Genomic DNA, 20056 nt, shown 5'->3' with positions numbered 1-20056 from the left:
GGGCAGGGCAGGAGCGACCACCTGATTGGAACCCGCAGCCGCCGCCCGCGTCGGTGACCTGGGACACGCTGGCGCGGACGGCGTCGGGGCTCAGGGTGCCGAAGCGGCGGCGGAGGCGCCGCTTTGCGGCGCGATCAGCAGCACCTGGGCCGTGCCGCCGACGCAGTGCACGCCGCGGCCGGTCGGGCATTCGCGCACCTGTGCGTCGCGCGGATGCTCGGGGCGGCCCGGCGGGTCGATCAGCATCGAGACGACGGTGACCGCGGTGGCGATCGCGAGCGCGAAGATCAGCAGCCGACGCTGCCTCGACAGCGGGCGATACCGCGGCAGATCGGGATTGCGCAGGCCTTCGTGGGGCGAATCGGACATCGACAAAAAAGGCCGGCGCCCCGAGGGCGCCGGCACATGCGGGAAAGACCGCGAGCTTACTGCGAAGCCGCCAGTGCGGCCGGCTCCACCGGCAGCGTGGCCGGCGCGGCGAGGCTCTCGGCCGGCTGCACGACGGCGGCCGGCTCGACGTGCGTGGCCTTGGCCGGGTTGCTGGCCATCGGCAGCAACGGCACGATCAGCAGCGCGACGATGTTGATGATCTTGATCAGCGGGTTGACGGCCGGGCCGGCGGTGTCCTTGTAGGGATCGCCGACGGTGTCGCCCGTCACCGCCGCCTTGTGCGCTTCGCTGCCCTTCTTGTGCAGCACGCCGTTGGCGTCGGTGAAGCCTTCTTCGATCAGCTTCTTCGCGTTGTCCCAGGCGCCGCCGCCGGTGCACATCGAGATGCCGACGAAGATGCCGGTGACGATGGTGCCCATCAGCAGGCCGCCCAGCGCCGCCGGGCCGAGCAGCATGCCGACCAGAATCGGTGCCACGACCGGCAGCAGCGACGGCACGATCATCTCCTTGATCGCCGCGGTGGTCAGCATGTCGACCGCGGTGCCGTATTCGGGCTTCGCGGTGCCTTCCATGATGCCCTTGATGTCGCGGAACTGGCGCCGCACCTCGACGACGACCGAACCGGCGGCGCGGCCGACGGCTTCCATCGCCATCGACGCGAACAGGTAGGGGATCAGGCCGCCGATGAACAGGCCGACGATGACGCGGTGGTCGCTCAGGTCGAAGGACAGCGACATGCCGCGCGCTTCCAGCGCGTGGGTGTAGTCGGCGAACAGCACCAGCGCGGCCAGGCCCGCCGAGCCGATCGCGTAGCCCTTGGTCACGGCCTTGGTCGTGTTGCCGACGGCGTCCAGCGGGTCGGTGATGTCGCGCACGCTGTCGGGCAGGCCCGACATCTCGGCGATGCCGCCGGCGTTGTCGGTGATCGGGCCGTAGGCGTCGAGCGCGACGACGATGCCGGCCATGCTCAGCATCGAGGTCGCGGCGATCGCGATGCCGTACAGGCCGGCCAGCGCGAAGGCGCTGTAGATCGCGATGCAGACGAAGATCACCGGCCAGGCGGTGGACTTCATGCTGACGCCCAGGCCGGCGATGATGTTCGTGCCGTGGCCGGTGGTCGAGGCCTGCGCGACGTGCTGCACCGGCTTGAACTGCGTGCCGGTGTAGTACTCGGTGACCCAGACCATCGCCGCCGTCAGCACCAGGCCGACGACACAGGCGCCGAACAGCCGCATCTGCGTGCCCGCGCCGAGCGCATCGTCGGGCATCACCAGCCGCGTGACGAAGAAGAAGAACACCAGCGAGATGGCGCCGGCGACGACCAGGCCCTTGTACAGCGCCGGCATCACGTTCTTCATGCCGGGGCTGGCCTTGACGAAGGCGCAGCCGATGATCGAGGCGATGATCGAGACGCCGCCCAGCACCAGCGGATACACCGCCGCGGCCAGCGTCGCGTTGGGCAGCAACAGGGCGCCCAGTGCCATCGCCGCGATCAGCGTCACGGCATAGGTCTCGAACAGGTCGGCCGCCATGCCGGCGCAGTCGCCGACGTTGTCGCCGACGTTGTCGGCGATCACCGCCGGGTTGCGCGGGTCGTCCTCGGGGATGCCGGCTTCGACCTTGCCCACCAGGTCGGCGCCGACGTCGGCGCCCTTGGTGAAGATGCCGCCGCCCAGGCGCGCGAAGATCGAGATCAGCGACGAGCCGAAGGCCAGGCCCAGCAGCGGCTTGAGCGTCGCCGCGTCGGCCTGCGTGCCGCCGCTGAGGAACCAGAAGAACAGCGAGACGCCGAGCAGCCCCAGGCCGACGACGAGCATGCCGGTGATGGCGCCGCCCTTGAAGGCGACGTCGAGCGCCGGGCCTATGCCTTTGGTGGCCGCCTGTGCGGTGCGCACGTTGGCGCGCACCGAGACGTTCATGCCGATGAAGCCGCAGGCACCCGAAAGTACGGCCCCCAAAACGAACCCGGCGGCCGTCAGGCCGCCGAGGAAGAAGAAGATCAGGACCGCGAGAACCGCGCCGACGATCGCAATCGTCTTGTATTGCCGTGCCAGATACGCTGCCGCGCCTTGCTGGATGGCCCCGGCAATTTCCTGCATGCGTGCATTGCCGGCATCCTGGGCGAGGATCCATCCCCTCTGGATGAACCCATAGAGCACGGCTGCCAGGCCGCACCCCAGCGCTATGTACAGCGCCAAATTCGTCGTCATGGAAAGAGCTCCTTCCTCTCGTTCGGGTCTAGTCTCTTCTCTCTATCTCGGACACGCCGCCCGGGCGCTGTCGGGGCGGCTGGCGCGGCATGCTATGTGAAGGCTATCACGCTCGGTTGGGGGTTTTCCTATGTCCGAGTGGCCGCATGATCGGGGTCAACGCCGGCGGGCGTCAGGGGCTGGCAAGCGTGGCGCCTAGAATCGCGCCCCGATCGTTCTCCCTCTTTTCCTCTTCTTTTTCTCCACACCGAGACAGTCGCATGAGCCTGCACAACGTGACGCCCGGTCCGAACGCGCCGGACCAGTTCAACGTGATCATCGAGATCCCGATGAACGCCGATCCGATCAAGTACGAGGTCGACCACGACACCGGGGCGCTCTTCGTCGACCGCTTCATGAGCACGGCGATGCATTACCCGTGCAACTACGGCTACGTGCCCAACACGCTGGCCGACGACGGCGACCCGGTCGACGTGCTCGTCATCACGCCGGTGCCGCTGATCCCGGGCGTGGTCGTGACCTGCCGCGCGATCGGCATGCTGAAGATGAACGACGAAGCCGGCGGCGACAACAAGCTGCTGGCCGTGCCCACGCCCAAGATCCTGTCGCTGTACGAAGCCTGGAAGAAGCCCGAGGACCTGAACCCGGCGCGCCTGAAGGCGATCCAGCACTTCTTCGAGCACTACAAGGACCTCGAGGAAGGCAAGTGGGTCAAGGTGCTGGGCTGGGAAGGCCCGGACGCCGCGCGCGAGGAAGTGCGCATCGGCATGATCAACTGGACCAAGGCCAACACGCCGGCCTGATCGGCCGCGTTCAGCCGGTCGCGGCGTCGCGCTTGAACGGGCTGCGCTCGCGCAGTTCGTCCGCCCAGGCCTCGACGCCTTCGCCCTCGCGGGCGAGGAACTCGGCCACCGCGCCGGCAAAACGTTCGTCGCGCAGCCAGTGCGCCGAACTCGTGCGTACCGGCAGCAGGCCGCGCGCCATCTTGTGTTCACCCTGGGCGCCGCCCTCGAAACGCAGGAAACCTTCGCGTAGGCACCAGGCCAGCGGCTGGTAGTAGCAGGCTTCGAAGTGCACGAAGGGCAGCGGCTCGACGCAGCCCCAGTAGCGCCCCCAGGCGCTGCCGCGCTCGCGGTCGATCGCGATCAGCGACGCCGCCACCGGCCGGCCCTCGCGCCGGCCGACGAACAGCAGCCAGTTCTGCGCCATCGTCGATTGCATGCGGGCGAAGAAGTCGCGTGTGAGATAGGGCGTCGAGTGGTGCGCCGCGTAGGTCAGCGTGTAGCAGCGGTGGAAGAAATCCCAGAGCCCGGCGTCTATCGCCTCGCCCTCGTGCGCCGTGAACTCGACGCCGAGTTCGGCGACCCGGCGCCGCTCCTGCTGGATCTTCTTGCGTTTCTCGCGCTGCAGCCGTGCCAGCAGCTCGTCGAAGTCGGCCACCGGCCGTTCCCGGTCCTGCGTCCAGTGGAACTGCAGGTTCTCGCGCAGCATCCAGCCGGCGCGTTCGAACGCGGCGCGGTCGGTGTCGTCGACGAAGAGCACGTGCGCCGACGACAGCCCGGCGTCGAGCGCGAGCTGGCGCATCGCGGCGACCAGCAGGTCGCGCCCGGCGTCGTCGCACGCCAGCAGCCGCGTGCCCGGCACCGGCGTGAACGGCACCGCGCCGAGCAGCTTGGGGTAGTAGGCCAGGCCGTGGCGGCGGTAGGCGTCGGCCCAGGCCCAGTCGAAGACGTATTCGCCGTAGGAATGGCTCTTCACATACAGCGGCGCGGCGGCGACGAGTTCGGCGCCGCGGTGCACGGTCAGGAACTGCGCCCCCCAGCCGGTGTCCGGCACCGCACTGGCCGATGCGTGCAGCGCGGCCAGGTACTCGAGGCGCAGGAACGGGGTCGGCGCCGGCTGGCTGTCGAGCAGCGCATTCCAGGCGCGCGCATCCAGCCGCCGCGGATCGGTCTCGACCCCGATGTGATAATCGTGTCCCGTGAGCCCTCGTGACATTCAGCGGAGCCGTAGATGAGAGTCGCGCTGGCCCAGATCAACGCCACCGTCGGCGACCTCGCCGGCAACGCCCGTCGCATCGCCGACGCCGCCCGCCGCGCCCATGCGCAGGGCGCTTCGCTGGTCATCGCGCCCGAACTGGCGCTGACCGGCTACCCACCCGAAGACCTGCTGCTGCGCCCGGCGTTCATGCAGGCGTGCGCCCAGACGCTGGCGGCGCTGGCCGAGGACTTGCGGGACTGCGAAGGGCTGCATCTGCTGGTCGGGCACCCGCACCAGTTCGGCGAGCGCGGCGATATTAGGACGAAGTCGGTGACGGTGCAGCAGCGCTACAACGCGGCCTCGCTGCTGGCAGGGGGCCGGGTGCAGGCGAGCTACTGCAAGCGCGAACTCCCCAACTACCAGGTCTTCGACGAACGCCGCTATTTCGTCTCCGGCCGCGACGCCGGCCTCGGGCCGCTGGTGTTCGACTGCGCCGGGCGGCGTTTCGGCGTCGTGATCTGCGAGGACGCCTGGTTCGACGAGCCGGCGCGCCTGGCGCGCGAAGCCGGGGCCCAGGTGCTGTGCGTGCTCAACGCCTCGCCCTTCCACCTCGGCAAGGCCGAGGAGCGCCAGGCCCGCATGGCCGAACGTGCGCGCGACGTCGGCCTGCCGCTGCTGTTTGCCCACCTCGTCGGCGGCCAGGACGAGGTCGTTTTCGACGGCGCCTCGTTCGCGCTCGACGCCGCTGGCGAGGTCGCGGCGCGTGCCGCCACCTTCGCCGAAGACTTGCTGCTGGTCGACATCGACGCCGACGGCCTGCCCCGCGGCCCGGTCGCCGAGGCCCCGGGCCTGGAGGCGCAGGCCTGGGGCGCACTCGTCACCGGCGTGCGCGACTACCTCGGCAAGAACGGTTTTCCGGGCGCGATCATCGGCCTGTCCGGCGGCATCGACTCGGCTCTGGTGCTGGCCGTCGCCGTCGACGCGCTCGGTGCCGACAAGGTGCGTGCGGTGATGATGCCCTCACCCTATACCGCCGACATCTCCTGGATCGACGCACGCGACATGGCCGCACGCCTGGGCGTGCGCTACGACGAGATCGACATCGCGCCGATGTTCGACGCCTTCCGCACGGCGCTTTCGCCGCAGTTCGCCGGCCTGGCCGAGGACACGACCGAAGAGAACCTGCAGGCGCGCATCCGCGGCACGCTGCTGATGGCGCTGTCCAACAAGACTGGCGCGATCGTGCTGACCACCGGCAACAAGAGCGAGATGGCGACCGGCTACTGCACGCTCTACGGCGACATGGCGGGTGGTTTTGCGGTCATCAAGGACGTCGCCAAGACGCTGGTCTACCGGCTCGCGAACTGGCGCAACGACCAGGGCGCCGAGGTGATCCCGCCGCGCATCATCACGCGGCCGCCCTCGGCCGAACTGCGCCCCGACCAGACCGACCAGGACAGCCTGCCGCCCTACGAGGTGCTGGACGCGATCCTTGCGCGCTACATGGAAGAGGACCAGAGCGTCGAGCAGATCGTCGCTGCCGGCTTCGAGCGCGCCGACGTCGAACGGGTCACGCGGCTCATCAAGATCAACGAGTACAAGCGGCGCCAGTCGCCGGTGGGCATCCGCATCACCCATCGGGCGTTCGGACGCGACTGGCGTTATCCCATCACGTCGAAGTTCCGTGCTTAAATTCCCGATAGTCCATAGACCTTCCCCGGAGTTTCCCGCATGAAGCAGATCACAGCCGTCATCAAGCCGTTCAAGCTCGAAGAAGTCCGCGAAGCCCTGGGCGAGGTCGGCGTCTCGGGTCTGACGGTCACCGAAGTCAAGGGTTTCGGCCGTCAGAAGGGCCACACCGAGCTTTATCGCGGTGCCGAATACGTCGTCGACTTCCTGCCCAAGGTGAAGATCGAGGTCGTCGTCAAGGACGCCGACGTCGACCGCGCCATCGACGCCATCGTCAAGGCCGCCAAGACCGGCAAGATCGGCGACGGCAAGATCTTCGTCACCCCGGTCGAGCAGGTGGTGCGCATCCGCACCGGCGAGACCGACGAATCGGCGGTCTGACACGCGCCCCGGCCGCAGCGGCCGGGCAGACACCGCGGGGCGCCTGGGCGCCCCGCGTCGTTTTCAGGCGCCGCCACCCGGGTGGCGAGCCCTCCGGGCCTCAGATGCCGCCGAAGTGATCCGGGCCGCCGGCGCGGTGCGCCAGTTCGGCCAGATGGTCGAGCAGCGCCACCGGGTCGGAGCCGACCTGCAGCACCGCCTGCTGCGCCGTCGACAAAAAACCCTCGTCGACGGTCTTCTGCATGAAGGCGAGCAGGCCGTCGTAGAAACCGTCGACGTTGAGCAGGCCGACCGGCTGGTCGTGGTAGCCGAGCTGGCGCCAGGTCCAGACCTCGAACAGCTCCTCCAGCGTGCCGATGCCGCCGGGCAGGGCGACAAAGGCGTCGGCGCGTTCGGCCATCATCTGCTTGCGTTTGTGCATCGTCGGCACGACGTGCAGCTCGCTCAGGCCGCGGTGCCCGACCTCGCGCTGCATCAGCGACTCGGGGATCACGCCGACGACGCGGCCGCCAGTGGCGAGCACGCTGTCGGCGACTTCGCCCATCAGCCCGACCTTGCCGCCGCCATAGACGAGCTGCCAGCCGCGCCCGCCGATGGAGCGGCCGAGCGCACGCGCGGCTTCGGTGTAGGCGGTGTTGCGCCCATGGCGCGAGCCGCAGTAGACGCAGACGGTGAAGGGCGGGGGCGCGGTGTCGTTCATCGCGCCGATTGTCTCAGCGCCCGCCCGTCACGTCGTCCTCTGGCCAGTGGCCGTCGGCTGAAGCTCAGGCCAGGCGCTGCCAGAGCGCCCCGATCCAGATGCCGCCTGCCAGCAGCAGCGACAGCATGACGGCGGCGCTGCCCAGGTCCTTGGCGCGCTTGGAGAGTTCGTGCAGTTCGAAACCGACGCGGTCGACGACCGCTTCGATCGCCGAGTTCAACAGCTCGACCACCAGCACCAGCAGCACGCTGCCGGCCAGCAGCGAGATCTCGACCCAGCCGCGGCCGATCCAGAAGGCCGCCGGCAGCATCAGCGTGGCGGCGAAGACCTCCTGGCGGAAGGCGCTCTCGCCACGGAAAGCGGCCGCCAGTCCGGCCGCGGAATAACCGGCTGCGCGCCGGATGCGTTCCAGGCCGGTGCGTCCTTTGTGTGGGTTGGACGCGCGGCTCGCGCCGTCGGGGCGCTGCAGCGGTGGTGGCGGGCTGCTGTCGGCCATGTTCAGTCCTTGGGTTTGGCGCGCCAGGTGATCAGCCGCGTGCCGCAGAGCGCGTCGTGCCAGAACTGGCGGTCCGGGTGCAGGCGCGACAACAGCGCCCACAGGGCGATGCCGGCGCACAGCAGGCCGAAGACGGCGCCGTTGCTGCGCAGGCCGGCGACATGGGCGATGGCCAGCCACGGCAGGAACCAGACCCAGCAGACGAGGTAGCGCGCGACGGCGCGCGCCAGCGCCACCGGCTGGCCGTCGCGCTGCACCAGGCGGATGTGCCAGGTCTGCATCGCCAGCGTCTGGCCGGTGCGTGTCCAGAACCAGACGAAGTACAGGCCGAAGACGGCGAAGACGAAGAGCTGCAGCCCGAGCTGGCCCTGCAGCGCGCTGCGCTGGTCGGTCGCGAGCGAATAGGCGATGCCGGCCGCCATCACGATGCCGAAGAGCAGCACGCCCTCGTAGACGAAGCAGGCGACACGGCGAACCAGCGCCGGGGTGCTGTGATCACCCGTGGCGGGGGGCAGAGAAATCATTCGAAGGGGCTAACGCGGTTCCGAAGCAGCCTGCGAGCGTACCGCAGCGCCCTGGGGGCCGCGCCGCGGCAGCAGTGTCTGCGGGTTCACGAAGCCGTCGGTCGCGATGATCTTCGGCATGCCGGACTGGTGGTAGGCCGGCGAAGACGGCGGCGAGGACATCAGCGTCGTCGTTGCGCCCGGCGCGGCCTGGATCACCGCCGGCGCGACCGCCTTCACCTGCTGCTTGCGCAGCGGCGCGACGATGTTGCGCTTGGGTTTGCCGTCGTCGTCGTCGCGCGGGCCCGATGCGGCCCGTTGTTTCGGGGTGGCGCGTTCGGCGAGCTTCTTGCGCTGGTCGTCGGGCAGCGCCTGGTAGGCCTCCCAGCGGGCCTGGCGGTCTTCGGCGGAGTACTGGCGCGCCTGCTGGAACTGCAGCCGTGCCTGGGCGCGTTCGCTCGGGCTGAGCCGCGTCCAGGCGCCCATGCGTTCCTGCACCCGCTTGCGCTCTGCCTCGCCCATCTTCGGGAAGCGCGCGGCCACCGTCAGCCAGCGGTCCTTGCCGGTCGGGTCGATCGCCGGCCAGTCCTTCTGCAGCGGCGCCAGCGCCTGCTTCTGCGCCGGCGTCAGCTGGCTCCAGGTGGGGCCTGACTCGGCGGCCCGAGCGGGCACAGACGCGGCAAGCGCGGCCGACAGGATCAGGGCGGCGAAGGCGACCGGGCGCAGGATCACGGTTGCTGGGTGTTCAGGAACTCGGCGAATCCGGGATCGGAGTAGGCGGACGGCGGCAGATCGTCGGCCAGCAGCACGCTGTCGATGTCGGCGGCGGCCACGATCTGCTCGCGCAGGCTGTGCTCGCGGATCAGCGCCAGCCCGGCGACGAGCACCAGCAGCGGCAGCACGACCGCCAGCCGCTGCCACCAGCGCGGGCCGGTACGGGCGGCGACACCGCCCGAGACGAAGACGATCGCGTCGGCCGTCGCCTCTCGCCGCACCAGGCGCGCCCGGGCGACCGCCTGCTCGCGGGCCACGCGCAGGCGTTCGTTCAGGTCGTGCGGCAGTTCATCCGCACGCTCGGTCAGTGCGGACGCGATGCGTGCCGCAAAGCGCGCACGCAGAACGTCGGCGTCGGTGAAAGTGGACTTGGTCATGGCGCGATTCCCTTGAGCCGAAGGGCCTTGGCCAGTGCGTGCACGGCACGGGAGCAGTGGGTCTTGACGCTGCCCTCCGAACACCCCATGACCGCCGCGGTCTCGGCCACGTCGAACTCCTCCCAGTAACGCAGCAGGAAGGCCTCGCGTTGACGGGCGGGCAGTTCGGCCACCTCGTGTTCGATATGACGCAAGATCTGGTCCCGCGAGACCGCGTCGGCGGCACTTTCGGTGCCCATCGTGTCCTCGGCAACCTGCAGCGTCTCGAGCAGGTCGAAGTCGCCGTCGGCGTCGTCGCCTTCGAGGTCCGACATGTTCTGGACGACGGCGTTGCGCACCTTGCGGCGCCGGAACCAGTCCATCGTCGCGTTGGACAGGATGCGCTGGAACAGCATCGGGAATTCCGACGCCGGCCGGTCCGGATACTTCTCGGCGAGCCGGATCATCGCGTCCTGGACGATGTCCAGCGCGGCATCCTCGTCACGAACGGCAAACGCCGCGCGCTTGAACGCGCGTCGTTCGACGCTCTTCAGGAAGTCGGAGAGTTCTTTGTCGGATGCCAACGCGGGGGCGGAACGGGCGGCGCCCGGTTCGGGCGCGGCGGATTATGCACGCGCCCAGGCCCCGCAGGCACCGCGCCGGGGCGGCGCGCGCCCCCGGTGCATAATCCTCGGTCGCACAACGCTCTTTTGGGTCTCGCTCGGCGTCCGACCCGGACGCCAGTTCTCAGACCGCGCGCAGTTCCAAGTCCGCCTCACGAGGGCGCGAGGAGGAGCACCGATGGATTTTCGTCAGAGAAATTCGCAAAGGTTCGGAAATGGACATCTCCGCCGCGGAAGTCAAGCGTGCCGCATCGGCACAACCGTCTTCTCCTCCCGCCGTGCTCAACGGCGCTGAAATCCTGGTCCGTTGCCTGCAGGCCGAAGGGGTCAAGTACCTCTGGGGCTACCCGGGCGGCTCGGTCCTCTACATCTACGACGCGCTGTACAAGCAGGACAGCATCCAGCACGTCCTGGTACGCCACGAACAGGCCGCGGTGCATGCCGCCGACGGCTATTCCCGCGCCACCGGCAACGTCGGCGTCGCGCTCGTCACCTCGGGCCCGGGTGTCACGAATGCCGTCACCGGCATCGCGACGGCCTACATGGACTCGATCCCGATGGTCATCATCACCGGTCAGGTGCCGACCTCGGCGATCGGGATGGACGCCTTCCAGGAGTGCGACACCGTCGGCATCACGCGCCCGGTCGTCAAGCACAACTTCCTGGTGAAGGACGTGCGCGACCTGGCCTCGACGATGAAGAAGGCCTTCCACATCGCGCGCACCGGCCGCCCCGGTCCGGTCGTCGTCGACGTGCCCAAGGACGTGTCGCTGAACACGGCCGCCTTCCAGTACCCGCAGACCATCGAGCTGCGCTCGTACAACCCGGTGCGCAAGGGCCACAGCGGCCAGATCCGCAAGGCCGTGCAGCTGCTGCTGCAGGCCAAGCGCCCCTACATCTACACCGGCGGCGGTGTCGTGCTCGGCGAGGCGTCGCAGGAGCTGCGCCAGCTCGCCGACCTGCTGGGCTTCCCGGTCACGAACACGCTGATGGGCCTCGGCTCCATCCCCGCCAGCGACCCGAAGTTCCTCGGCATGCTCGGCATGCACGGCACCTACGAGGCCAACATGACGATGCAGCACTGCGACGTGCTGCTGGCGGTCGGTGCCCGCTTCGACGACCGCGTCATCGGCAACCCGGCGCACTTCGCCCAGGTCGAGCGCAAGATCATCCACGTCGACATCGACCCCTCGTCGATCTCCAAGCGCGTGCGCGTGGACATCCCGATCGTCGGCGACGTCAAGGACGTGCTGCAGGAACTGATCACGCAGATCAAGGAGTCGCATGCGCGCCCGGATACGGTCGCGATCTCGTCCTGGTGGGGTCAGATCAACGAGTGGCGAAAGCTCGAGTGCCTGGCCTACGAGCCCAGCGACGACGTGATCAAGCCGCAGATGGTGGTGCAGACGCTGGCCCGCCTGACGCGCGGTCGCGACGCCTACATCACCTCCGACGTCGGCCAGCACCAGATGTGGGCGGCGCAGTTCTACGGTTTCGAGGAGCCGCGGCGCTGGATCAACTCCGGCGGCCTGGGCACGATGGGCGTGGGCCTGCCGTACGCGATGGGCGTCAAGCTCGCCAAGCCCGAGTCGGACGTCTTCTGCATCACCGGCGAAGGCTCGATCCAGATGTGCATCCAGGAGCTGTCGACCTGCCTGCAGTACAAGACGCCGGTGAAGATCGTCTCGCTGAACAACCGCTACCTGGGCATGGTGCGGCAGTGGCAGGAGCTGATCTACGGCGGCCGCTACTCGCACAGCTACATGGACGCGCTGCCCGACTTCGTCAAGCTCGCCGAGGCCTACGGCCACGTCGGCATCCGCGTCGACCGGCCGGCCGACGTCGAGGGCGCGCTGAAGGAGGCGATGCGGCTCAAGGACCGCACCGTCTTCGTCGACGTGCGCACCGACCCGACCGAGAACGTGTGGCCTATGGTCCATGCGGGCAAGGGCATCAGCGAGATGCAGCTCAAGTCCGAAGACCTGTGACCGGCGCGGGCCGCGCAGGCGGCGACGGCGTTACCGCGCCGCCGCCGACCGGCACGGCCGACTCCGGCTACAGCTTCGGCATTCCCCATCAACCGATCGAACAGCGTGGTGAAGGGCCGGCGGTTACCGCCGTCGGCTCGGGGATCCGCGCAGGACGAAGACCATGAAACACATCATCGCGGTGCTGCTCGAGAACGAGGCCGGCGCCCTGTCGCGGGTGGTCGCGCTCTTCTCGGCGCGCGGCTACAACATCGAGAGCCTGACGGTCGCCCCGACCGAGGACCCGTCGATGTCGCGCATGACGATCGTCACCACCGGCAGCGACGAGGTCATCGAGCAGATCACCAAGCATCTGAACCGGCTGATCGAGGTCGTCAAGGTCGTCGACCTGACCGAAGGCAGCTTTGTCGAGCGCGAGCTCATGCTGATCAAGGTGCGCGCCGTCGGCAAGGAGCGCGAGGAGATGAAGCGCATGGCCGAGATCTTCCGCGGCCGCATCATCGACGTCACCGAGAAGAGCTACACGATCGAGCTGACCGGCGACTCGGGCAAGCTCGACGCCTTCCTGCTCGCGATCGACCGAGCGGCGATCCTCGAAACTGTGCGCACCGGCGCCAGCGGCATCGGTCGCGGCGAGCGGATCCTTCGAATCTGAGGCGGCGCCCCGGCGGCCCTCAGCGGCCGCCCATCGCCCGGAAACCTGCCTGGCCATTAGCGGCCGGGCGTCTGACTAGAGAACGGAGAACCCAATGAAGGTCTATTACGACAAGGACGCCGACCTGAGCCTCATCAAGGGCAAGAACGTCACCATCATCGGCTATGGCTCGCAAGGCCACGCCCACGCCCAGAACCTGAACGACAGCGGCTGCAAGGTCACCGTCGGCCTGCGCCGCAGCGGCGCCAGCTGGGCCAAGGCCGAGGGCGCCGGCCTGAAGGTCGCCGAGGTCGCGGAGGCCGTGAAGGCCGCCGACGTCGTCATGATCCTGCTGCCCGACGAGCAGATCGCCGGCGTCTACGCGAGCGAAGTCGAGCCCAACATCCGCGAAGGCGCTTCGCTCGCGTTCGCCCACGGCTTCAACGTCCACTACAACCAGGTCGTGCCGCGCGCCGACCTCGACGTCTGGATGGTCGCGCCCAAGGCCCCGGGCCACACCGTGCGCAACACCTACAAGCAGGGTGGCGGCGTGCCGCACCTGATCGCGGTGCACGCCGACAAGTCGGGCAAGGCGCGCGATCTGGCGCTGTCCTACGCCGCGGCCAATGGCGGCGGCAAGGCCGGCATCATCGAGACCAGCTTCCGCGAAGAGACCGAGACCGACCTGTTCGGCGAACAGGCGGTTCTCTGCGGCGGCACCGTCGAGCTGATCAAGGCCGGTTTCGAGACGCTGGTGGAAGCCGGCTACGCGCCCGAGATGGCCTACTTCGAGTGCCTGCACGAGCTCAAGCTGATCGTCGACCTGATCTACGAAGGCGGCATCGGCAACATGAACTACTCGATCTCGAACAACGCCGAATACGGCGAGTACGTGACCGGGCCGCGTGTCGTCACCGAGGACACCAAGAACGCGATGCGCCAGTGCCTGAAGGACATCCAGACCGGCGAATACGCGAAGAGCTTCATCCTCGAGAACAAGGCCGGCGCTCCGACGCTGACCTCGCGCCGCCGCCTGACCGCCGAGCACCCGATCGAAGTCGTCGGCGAGAAGCTGCGCGCGATGATGCCGTGGATCAAGGCCAACAAACTCGTCGACAAGAGCCGCAACTGACGCGGCCTTGAACGGCAGCCCCGCGTGCGAGACACGCGGGGCCGTGGCCGCCGGCCGTCTGCGCGCAGGCGCAGACGGCTCCCACGGCGTCCACTGCCGTGGATCAAGGCCAACAAGCTGGTCGACAAGTCCCGCAACTGACGCGGCCTTGAACGGCAGGGCCCCCGGGGCCCGCCGTTCATCCGATGTCCCCGGGGCCGCACGCGGCCCCGGCCCCGGTTATCCTCGAACGGATGACCGACGATACCCAGGACTCCGGCGACGAAGACGCCGAGATCGACGCCGTCTCGACGCGGCGGCCGCGCCGGGGCCTGTACGTGCTGCCCAATGCGATCACGCTGGCGGCGCTGTTCTCCGGCTTCTACGGTGTCGTGATGGCGATCAACGGCCGCTTCGAGGCCGCTGCGATCGCAATCTTCGTCGCCGCCGTGCTCGACGCGATGGACGGCCGCGTCGCGCGCATGACGCGCACGCAGAGCGCTTTCGGCGAGCAGATGGACAGCCTGTCCGACATGGTCTCCTTCGGTGCCGCGCCAGCGCTGATCGTCTATGTCTGGGCGCTGAAGGACCTGGGCAAGCTCGGCTGGATCCCGGCCTTCGTCTACGTCGCCGGCGCCGCACTGCGGCTGGCGCGCTTCAACGTCAACATCGGCGTCGTCGACCGGCGCTTCTTCCAGGGCCTGCCCAGCCCGGCGGCAGCGGCGCTCGTGATCGGCATGGTCTGGGTCTTCGACGACGCCGGCTATCGCGACGTCTACTCGATCCCGTGGCTGGAATGGACGGCGTTCGCCGTCACGCTCTACGCCGGCTTGTCGATGGTGACGAACGCGCCGTTCTACAGCTTCAAGACCATAGGCGGGCGGCGCACCGTGCCTTTCGTCGTGCTGGTCGCGGTGATGCTGGTGATCGCGCTGATCGCGCTCGACCCGCCGCGTGTGCTCTTCGCGATCTTCGTCGCCTACGGGCTGTCGGGCTACCTCGTCTTCGCCTGGCGCCGCTTCAAGGGTCAGCCGGCGAGCGTGATCTCGACTTCGACCGACGATCCGGACGAGAAGGGCCTGCATCCGTGACCCGGTCGCTGTGCTACATTCGCCGCGTGACGACGATCCGTGCCTTCTCCCTGCTAGCGCTGCTACTGCATTCGCGGGTGCGCTGATCGTCTTCGTCCATTCTTTTCCCGATCAACGGCCCGCCAGCGCAACGCAGCGGGCCGTTTTTCATTTCTGCACGACAAGCTGCTTGCGAATCCAAACCCTCGCAAAGGCAAGACCATGACCGACAAGCTCATCATCTTCGACACCACGCTGCGCGACGGCGAACAGTCTCCCGGCGCGTCAATGACGCGCGACGAGAAACTGCGCATCGCCCGTCAGCTTGAGCGCCTGCGTGTCGACGTGATCGAGGCCGGTTTCGCCGCGTCCAGCAACGGTGACTTCGAGGCCGTGCGCGCGATCGCCCAGGCGGTGCGCGAATCGACGGTGTGCTCGCTGGCGCGTGCCAACGACCGCGACATCTCGCGTGCCGCCGAGGCGCTGCGGCCGGCGGCGCGTGCGCGCATCCACACCTTCATCGCCACCAGCGAACTGCACATGGAGAAGAAGCTGCGCATGACGCGCGAGCAGGTGCTCGAGCAGGCGCGGCTGGCGGTGCGTTTCGCGCGCAACCTGTGCGCCGACATCGAGTTCAGTCCCGAGGACGGCTACCGCTCCGACCCCGACTTCCTGTGCCGCGTCGTCGAGACCGTGATCGACGAAGGCGCGACGACGATCAACATCCCCGACACCGTCGGCTACGCGATCCCCGAGCTCTACGGCAACTTCATCCGCATGCTGCGCGAGCGTGTGCCCAACAGCGACAAGGCGGTCTGGTCGGTGCACTGCCACAACGACCTGGGCATGGCCGTCGCCAACTCGCTGGCCGGCGTGAAGATCGGCGGCGCGCGCCAGGTCGAGTGCACGATCAACGGCCTGGGCGAGCGCGCCGGCAACTGCAGCCTGGAAGAGGTCGTGATGGCGGTGAAGACGCGCCGCGACCACTTCGGGCTCGAAGTCGGCATCGACGCGCGCCAGATCGTGCCGGCCTCGCGCATGGTCAGCCAGACCACCGGCTTCGTCGTCCAGCCGAACAAGGCCATCGTCGGCGCCAACGCCTTCGCCCATGCCAGCGGCATCCATCAGGATGGCGTGCTCAAGGCGCGCGACACCTACGAGATCATGCGTGCCGAGGACGTGGGCTGGAGCGCCAACAAGATCGTGCTCGGCAAGCTTTCGGGCCGCAACGCCTTCAAGCAGCGGCTGCAGGAACTCGGCATCGAGATGGAGTCTGAGGCCGAGGTCAACGCCGCCTTCGCGCGTTTCAAGGATCTGGCCGACCGCAAGAGCGAGATCTTCGACGAGGACATCATCGCCCTCGTCGGCGACGAGAGCGTCACCGCCGCGCAGGAACACTACCGCCTGCTGTCGCTGGCGCAGCGTTCCGAGACCGGCGAGCGCCCGCACGCGACGATCGCGTTCGCCGCCGGCGACGTCGAGCACCGCGTCGAGAGCCAGGGCAACGGCCCGGTCGACGCGACGCTCAAGGCGATCGAGTCCAAGGTCTGCAGTGGCGCGGAAATGGTGCTCTATTCGGTCAATGCCATCACCTCGGGCAGCACAGAATCGCAAGGTGAGGTCACCGTGCGGCTGCAGCACGGCGGGCGCATCGTCAATGGGGTGGGGGCCGATCCGGACATCGTCGTCGCGTCGGCGAAAGCCTACCTGTCGGCGTTGAGCAAGCTGCGCAGCAACGCCGAGCGGGTCCCGGCGCAAAGCTGAACGAAGACCCGTCGGCATGCGCCGCGGGTCCTGTTGCGGGCCCGTCGGCGTGTACTTGAGGAATCCTGCGCAAGTTCTTGATCTTGCGCAGATTCTTCAGGTGCACTACACTTTGGCGCATTCTCTGCGGGGTTGTATCAGTGGGATGTTTTGGCGGTAGTTCTCAGCGGCTCGCGGCGGTCGTCTTCATGGCGGCGGCTCTCATCGCAGGCAGTGTGATGCCGACGGCGTCGCTGGCGGCAACCGGCACCCAGCCATCCAAGACCAAGAGCACCAAGGCAGCCAAGCCCGCCGGCGGCGCGAAGAAAGTCCGCAGCGCGAAGGCGCCGGTCAAGACGCGGGTCGTCAAGACCGCCAAGACCGGTACCCGTGTCGAGAGCGCTCGCACCGTGGTCAAGGTCAGCCCGCGCAAGTCGGTCGTCGTGCAGGTCGAGCCCGCCAAGGCGTCCTTCGGCCAGCAGTACGGCCTGCATCGCACCGACGACCCCCTGGACCTGAAGTCCAGCGTCGCGCTCGTCGTCGACCAGGACACCAACCAGGTCCTGCTCAGCAAGAATCCGCACGCCGTGCTGCCGATCGCGTCGATCACCAAGCTGATGACCGGCCTGGTGGTGACCGAGGCGCATCAGTCGCTGGATGACGTGCTGACGATCTCGCAAGACGACGTCGACACCGAAAAGGGCAGCAGCTCGCGCCTGCTGGTCGGCACGCAGCTGACGCGTGGCGAGATGATGCATCTGGCGCTGATGTCCTCAGAGAACCGCGCCGCGAATGCGCTCGGTCGCCACTATCCGGGTGGCCTGCCGGCCTTCGTCCAGGCGATGAATGCCAAGGCCCAGCTGCTGGGCATGCACGACACGCGCTACGTCGAGCCCACCGGGCTGTCGAGCCAGAACCAGTCGAGCGCACGCGACCTCGCCGTGCTCGTGAACGCCGCCTATTCGCACCCGATCCTGCGCGAGCTGACGACCTCGACCGACGCCAGTGTCGCGGTCGGGCGGCGCCAGCTGCAGTTCCACACCACCAACGGCCTGGTGCGCAACCCCAGCTGGGAGATCGGCCTGCAGAAGACCGGCTACATCTCCGAAGCCGGCCGCTGCCTGGTGATGCAGGCGCACCTGGCCGGGCGCAAGCTCATCATGGTCCTGCTCGACTCCGCCGGGAAGTACTCGCGCATCGGCGACGCCGAACGCATCCGCAAGTGGCTGACGAGCGAGGCGGGCCCCGCCTTGGGATCGGCGCTGGCGCCGGCCGCCGTCCACAACTGACGGCCGCGCCCGGGCCGCGTCAGCCGCGGTAACCGAGCGCCGACGAGATCTGCTCCGCCGTGTGGCGCACCTTGTCCATCCACGTCTCCTCGAGCCGGTCCGACGGCGCTGACACCGACAGGCCCGCGACCAGCTTGCCCTGGTCGTCGTAGATGCCGGCGGCCATGCAGCGCACGCCCAGTTCCAGTTCCTCGTCGTCGCGCGCGCAGCCCTGGGCACGCACCGCGGCCAGTTCTCGCTCGAGGCGGGAGACGTCGGTGATGCTGTTGCGCGTGTGGCCGGTGAGGCCGGTGCGCGTCGCATACGAACGCACGCGTTGCACGTCCTCGTGGGCCAGGAACAGCTTGCCCACCGAGGTGAGGTGCAGCGGCGCGCGGCCGCCGACGGCGCGCACGACCTGCATGCCCGAACGTTCGCTGTAGGTCCGTTCGATGTAGACGATCTCGTCGCCCTGGCGCACCGACAGGTTCACCGGCTGGTGCGTCAGCTTGTGCAGCTCTCGCATCGGCGCCAGCGCTGCGTCGCGCACGTCCAGGCGCGCCTTCACGAGGTTGCCCAGTTCGAGCAGCCGCATGCCCAGGCGGTAGCTGCCGGCTTGCGGGCGGTCGACCAGGCGCCCGATCGTCAGGTCGTTCAGGATGCGGTGCGCGGTCGACGGGTGCAGCCCGGTGCGCTCGCTGATCTCCTTCAGCGACACCGGGTCGGGATGAGCGGCCAGCATGTCCAGCAGCGCGAACGTGCGCTCCAGGACCTGGATGGTCGGGGTCTGCTGTTCCTTGAGACTCATGAATGCGACGGCCGGATTGAATCGCGCGATTTTGCATCGCGGAAGGGCTGTTTGCGTGTCGAGATGGTCAAGCCGTTGCGGAGATGCCTCGCGCGGCGGCTTCGCCGGCGCGCACCGCGCCTTCCAGCGTCGCCGGATAGGGGCCTTCGACATAGTCGCCCGCGGCCCACAGGCCCGGGGCGATGGCCGCCGCCGGCCGCTGCAGGCCCGGCGTGCAGCGGAAGGTGGCGCGCTTCTCGGCCAGCGTGCGCCGCACCGTCGCGTGCGGCAGCAATGGCCGCGCCTGCGCCTGCACCGCGGCGGCGCAGGCGTCCAGCCCACGCTCCGTCCACTGCCGGGCGCCGCTGACGACCCAGGCCGAGCGTCCGTTCCGGCCGCCGAGTTGCCCGTGGTCGAAAGCGAACTGCGCCGGCGTGTCCGGCCCTTCGTGCAGCGTCGTCATCGGCCAGGGCAGGGCGGTGCCGGGGGCGTCGAGGTAGACGGTGACGATCGGTTCGTAGCGCAGCTCGGCGGCGGTGGTGCTCCAGCCGGCGTCGACGGCTGCCGCCAGCCGGGCCGCTTCGGCCGCGCTGCTGGCGAGCACCACCGCGTCGAAGGCTTCGCCGTCGACGCGCCAGCCGCCGTCACGGCGCTCGAGCGCGGCGACGCGGTGGCCGCGGCGCCAGTCGACGCCGCGTGCCGACAGCCAGGCCTGGGCCGGCTCGGGCAGCAGTTCGCCCAGCGGCCGCCGCGGCAGCAGCAGGTCGGCCGAGCCGGGGCCGCTGAACAGTGCGTCGCGCAGCACACGCAGCATCACCGCGGCGCTCGCTTCGGCGGCCGGCGTGTTCAGCGCCGCGACACACAGCGGGTCTATCAGTTCGGCACGCACGCGCGGCGTCAGGCCGCGGCACAGCGTGGCCACCGTCGTCGCCGCGTCGCAGCGAAAGCCGCGTGCCGCCCAGACGGCCGCCGCCGCGAGCAGCGAGGCCTTGTCGCGCCAGCTCCAGCCGCCCGCGGCGGCGACCGCGCGCAGAAACGCCACCACCGGTGGCCCCGGCGGCAGCGCCAGCCCGCTGCCGTCGGCGCGGCGCAGCACGAGCGGCGTGCGCAGCAGCAGCGTGTCGGGGTCGGCACCGACCGTGCGCATCAGCGCCAGCGTGCGCGTGTAGGCGCCGATCAGGATGTGCTGGCCGTTGTCCAGGCCGTCGTCGCCGCCCAGGCTGCGGGCGCGCCCGCCGGCTTGCGCCGCCATCTCGAAGACGGTGACGGCAGCGCCGCCCTCGCACAGGCGCACGGCGGCAGCCAGGCCGGCCCAGCCGGCGCCGACGACGGCGACGCGGCGTGTGTCCACCG

The 20056-nt window shown here is 69.0% G+C and carries 19 protein-coding genes and 1 pseudogene; 9 read left to right on the top strand and 11 right to left on the bottom strand.

Annotated features, from left to right (window positions below; genetic code table 11):
- Window positions 1-90 precede the first annotated feature (90 nt).
- Entirely contained in the window at window positions 91-369 is a 279-nt protein-coding gene (locus tag CKO43_RS04450) for a hypothetical protein (protein WP_200377954.1), read from the bottom strand.
- Window positions 370-425: 56 nt separating this feature from the next.
- Window positions 426-2600: a sodium-translocating pyrophosphatase gene (locus tag CKO43_RS04445; RefSeq protein WP_200229934.1), complete on the bottom strand. Its 2175-nt coding sequence runs from the start codon at window positions 2598-2600 to the stop codon at window positions 426-428.
- 260 nt (window positions 2601-2860) lie between these two features.
- Here CKO43_RS04445 and ppa point away from each other — a divergent pair, with 260 nt between their 5' ends.
- The gene (gene ppa / locus CKO43_RS04440) at window positions 2861-3403 is read left to right on the top strand and encodes an inorganic diphosphatase (RefSeq protein WP_200229935.1); all 543 of its coding nucleotides are present in this window, start codon (window positions 2861-2863) and stop codon (window positions 3401-3403) included.
- Between the two features lie 10 nt (window positions 3404-3413).
- Here the strand turns inward: ppa and CKO43_RS04435 are convergent, their stop codons facing one another.
- Entirely contained in the window at window positions 3414-4598 is a 1185-nt protein-coding gene (locus tag CKO43_RS04435; protein WP_200377953.1) for a GNAT family N-acetyltransferase, read from the bottom strand.
- A 15-nt stretch (window positions 4599-4613) separates the two neighbouring features.
- Here CKO43_RS04435 and CKO43_RS04430 point away from each other — a divergent pair, with 15 nt between their 5' ends.
- Together CKO43_RS04430 and CKO43_RS04425 are read left to right on the top strand one after the other, a co-directional pair.
- A complete protein-coding gene (locus tag CKO43_RS04430; RefSeq protein WP_200377952.1) occupies window positions 4614-6272 on the top strand; it encodes an NAD+ synthase in 1659 nt (552 codons plus the stop codon).
- Window positions 6273-6311: 39 nt separating this feature from the next.
- Window positions 6312-6650 carry a P-II family nitrogen regulator gene (locus CKO43_RS04425; RefSeq protein WP_200229938.1) on the top strand — a complete coding sequence of 113 codons (339 nt, stop codon included), beginning with the start codon at window positions 6312-6314 and terminating at the stop codon, window positions 6648-6650.
- A 100-nt stretch (window positions 6651-6750) separates the two neighbouring features.
- Here CKO43_RS04425 and CKO43_RS04420 read toward each other — a convergent pair whose 3' ends face one another.
- The 6 genes and pseudogenes from CKO43_RS04420 to CKO43_RS04395 form a co-directional block, all read right to left on the bottom strand.
- Window positions 6751-7350 (bottom strand): LOG family protein, encoded by a 600-nt coding sequence (locus CKO43_RS04420; protein WP_200229939.1) that lies wholly within the window; start codon window positions 7348-7350, stop codon window positions 6751-6753.
- A 64-nt stretch (window positions 7351-7414) separates the two neighbouring features.
- A complete protein-coding gene (locus tag CKO43_RS04415) occupies window positions 7415-7846 on the bottom strand; it encodes a diacylglycerol kinase (RefSeq protein WP_242478009.1) in 432 nt (143 codons plus the stop codon).
- Between the two features lie 2 nt (window positions 7847-7848).
- Entirely contained in the window at window positions 7849-8370 is a 522-nt protein-coding gene (locus CKO43_RS04410) for an RDD family protein (protein ID WP_200377951.1), read from the bottom strand.
- Window positions 8371-8379: 9 nt separating this feature from the next.
- On the bottom strand, window positions 8380-9081 hold the full coding sequence (locus CKO43_RS04405; protein ID WP_200377950.1) for a DUF3106 domain-containing protein: 702 nt from the start codon (window positions 9079-9081) through the stop codon (window positions 8380-8382).
- Window positions 9078-9500 carry a DUF3619 family protein gene (locus CKO43_RS04400; RefSeq protein WP_200229943.1) on the bottom strand — a complete coding sequence of 141 codons (423 nt, stop codon included), beginning with the start codon at window positions 9498-9500 and terminating at the stop codon, window positions 9078-9080. The genes CKO43_RS04405 and CKO43_RS04400 overlap by 4 nt, the downstream gene beginning before the upstream one ends.
- Window positions 9497-10066 (bottom strand): annotated as a pseudogene (locus CKO43_RS04395) (RNA polymerase sigma factor); the annotation flags it as partial. The pseudogene CKO43_RS04395 and the gene CKO43_RS04400, both read right to left, overlap by 4 nt.
- 251 nt (window positions 10067-10317) lie before the next feature.
- On the opposite strand from CKO43_RS04395, the gene CKO43_RS04390 reads away from it, so the two are divergent.
- From CKO43_RS04390 to pbpG, 6 genes are all read left to right on the top strand, one after another.
- A complete protein-coding gene (locus CKO43_RS04390; protein ID WP_200229947.1) occupies window positions 10318-12090 on the top strand; it encodes an acetolactate synthase 3 catalytic subunit in 1773 nt (590 codons plus the stop codon).
- Window positions 12091-12253: 163 nt separating this feature from the next.
- Window positions 12254-12745, top strand: coding sequence for an acetolactate synthase small subunit (gene ilvN / locus CKO43_RS04385; protein WP_200229949.1), 492 nt, complete (start codon window positions 12254-12256; stop codon window positions 12743-12745).
- A 94-nt stretch (window positions 12746-12839) separates the two neighbouring features.
- Window positions 12840-13856, top strand: a complete 1017-nt coding sequence (gene ilvC / locus CKO43_RS04380; protein WP_200229952.1) for a ketol-acid reductoisomerase — start codon at window positions 12840-12842, stop codon at window positions 13854-13856.
- Window positions 13857-14089: 233 nt separating this feature from the next.
- On the top strand, window positions 14090-14926 hold the full coding sequence (gene pssA, locus CKO43_RS04375) for a CDP-diacylglycerol--serine O-phosphatidyltransferase (protein WP_200229954.1): 837 nt from the start codon (window positions 14090-14092) through the stop codon (window positions 14924-14926).
- 201 nt (window positions 14927-15127) lie between these two features.
- Window positions 15128-16669 carry a 2-isopropylmalate synthase gene (locus CKO43_RS04370; RefSeq protein ID WP_200377948.1) on the top strand — a complete coding sequence of 514 codons (1542 nt, stop codon included), beginning with the start codon at window positions 15128-15130 and terminating at the stop codon, window positions 16667-16669.
- A 218-nt stretch (window positions 16670-16887) separates the two neighbouring features.
- On the top strand, window positions 16888-17937 hold the full coding sequence (pbpG, locus tag CKO43_RS04365; RefSeq protein ID WP_242481051.1) for a D-alanyl-D-alanine endopeptidase: 1050 nt from the start codon (window positions 16888-16890) through the stop codon (window positions 17935-17937).
- A gap of 19 nt (window positions 17938-17956) precedes the next feature.
- Here the strand turns inward: pbpG and CKO43_RS04360 are convergent, their stop codons facing one another.
- Window positions 17957-18724 (bottom strand): IclR family transcriptional regulator, encoded by a 768-nt coding sequence (locus CKO43_RS04360; protein ID WP_200229960.1) that lies wholly within the window; start codon window positions 18722-18724, stop codon window positions 17957-17959.
- Window positions 18725-18791: 67 nt separating this feature from the next.
- Window positions 18792-20054 (bottom strand): hydroxysqualene dehydroxylase HpnE, encoded by a 1263-nt coding sequence (gene hpnE / locus CKO43_RS04355; RefSeq protein WP_346728205.1) that lies wholly within the window; start codon window positions 20052-20054, stop codon window positions 18792-18794.
- Window positions 20055-20056 lie beyond the last annotated feature (2 nt).

This window comes from Rubrivivax gelatinosus (genome assembly GCF_016583785.1).
GTDB lineage: Bacteria > Pseudomonadota > Gammaproteobacteria > Burkholderiales > Burkholderiaceae_C > Rubrivivax > Rubrivivax gelatinosus_B.
The sequence above is the reverse complement of the archived record's forward strand: the minus strand, read 5'-3'. Positions and strand labels throughout refer to the sequence as shown.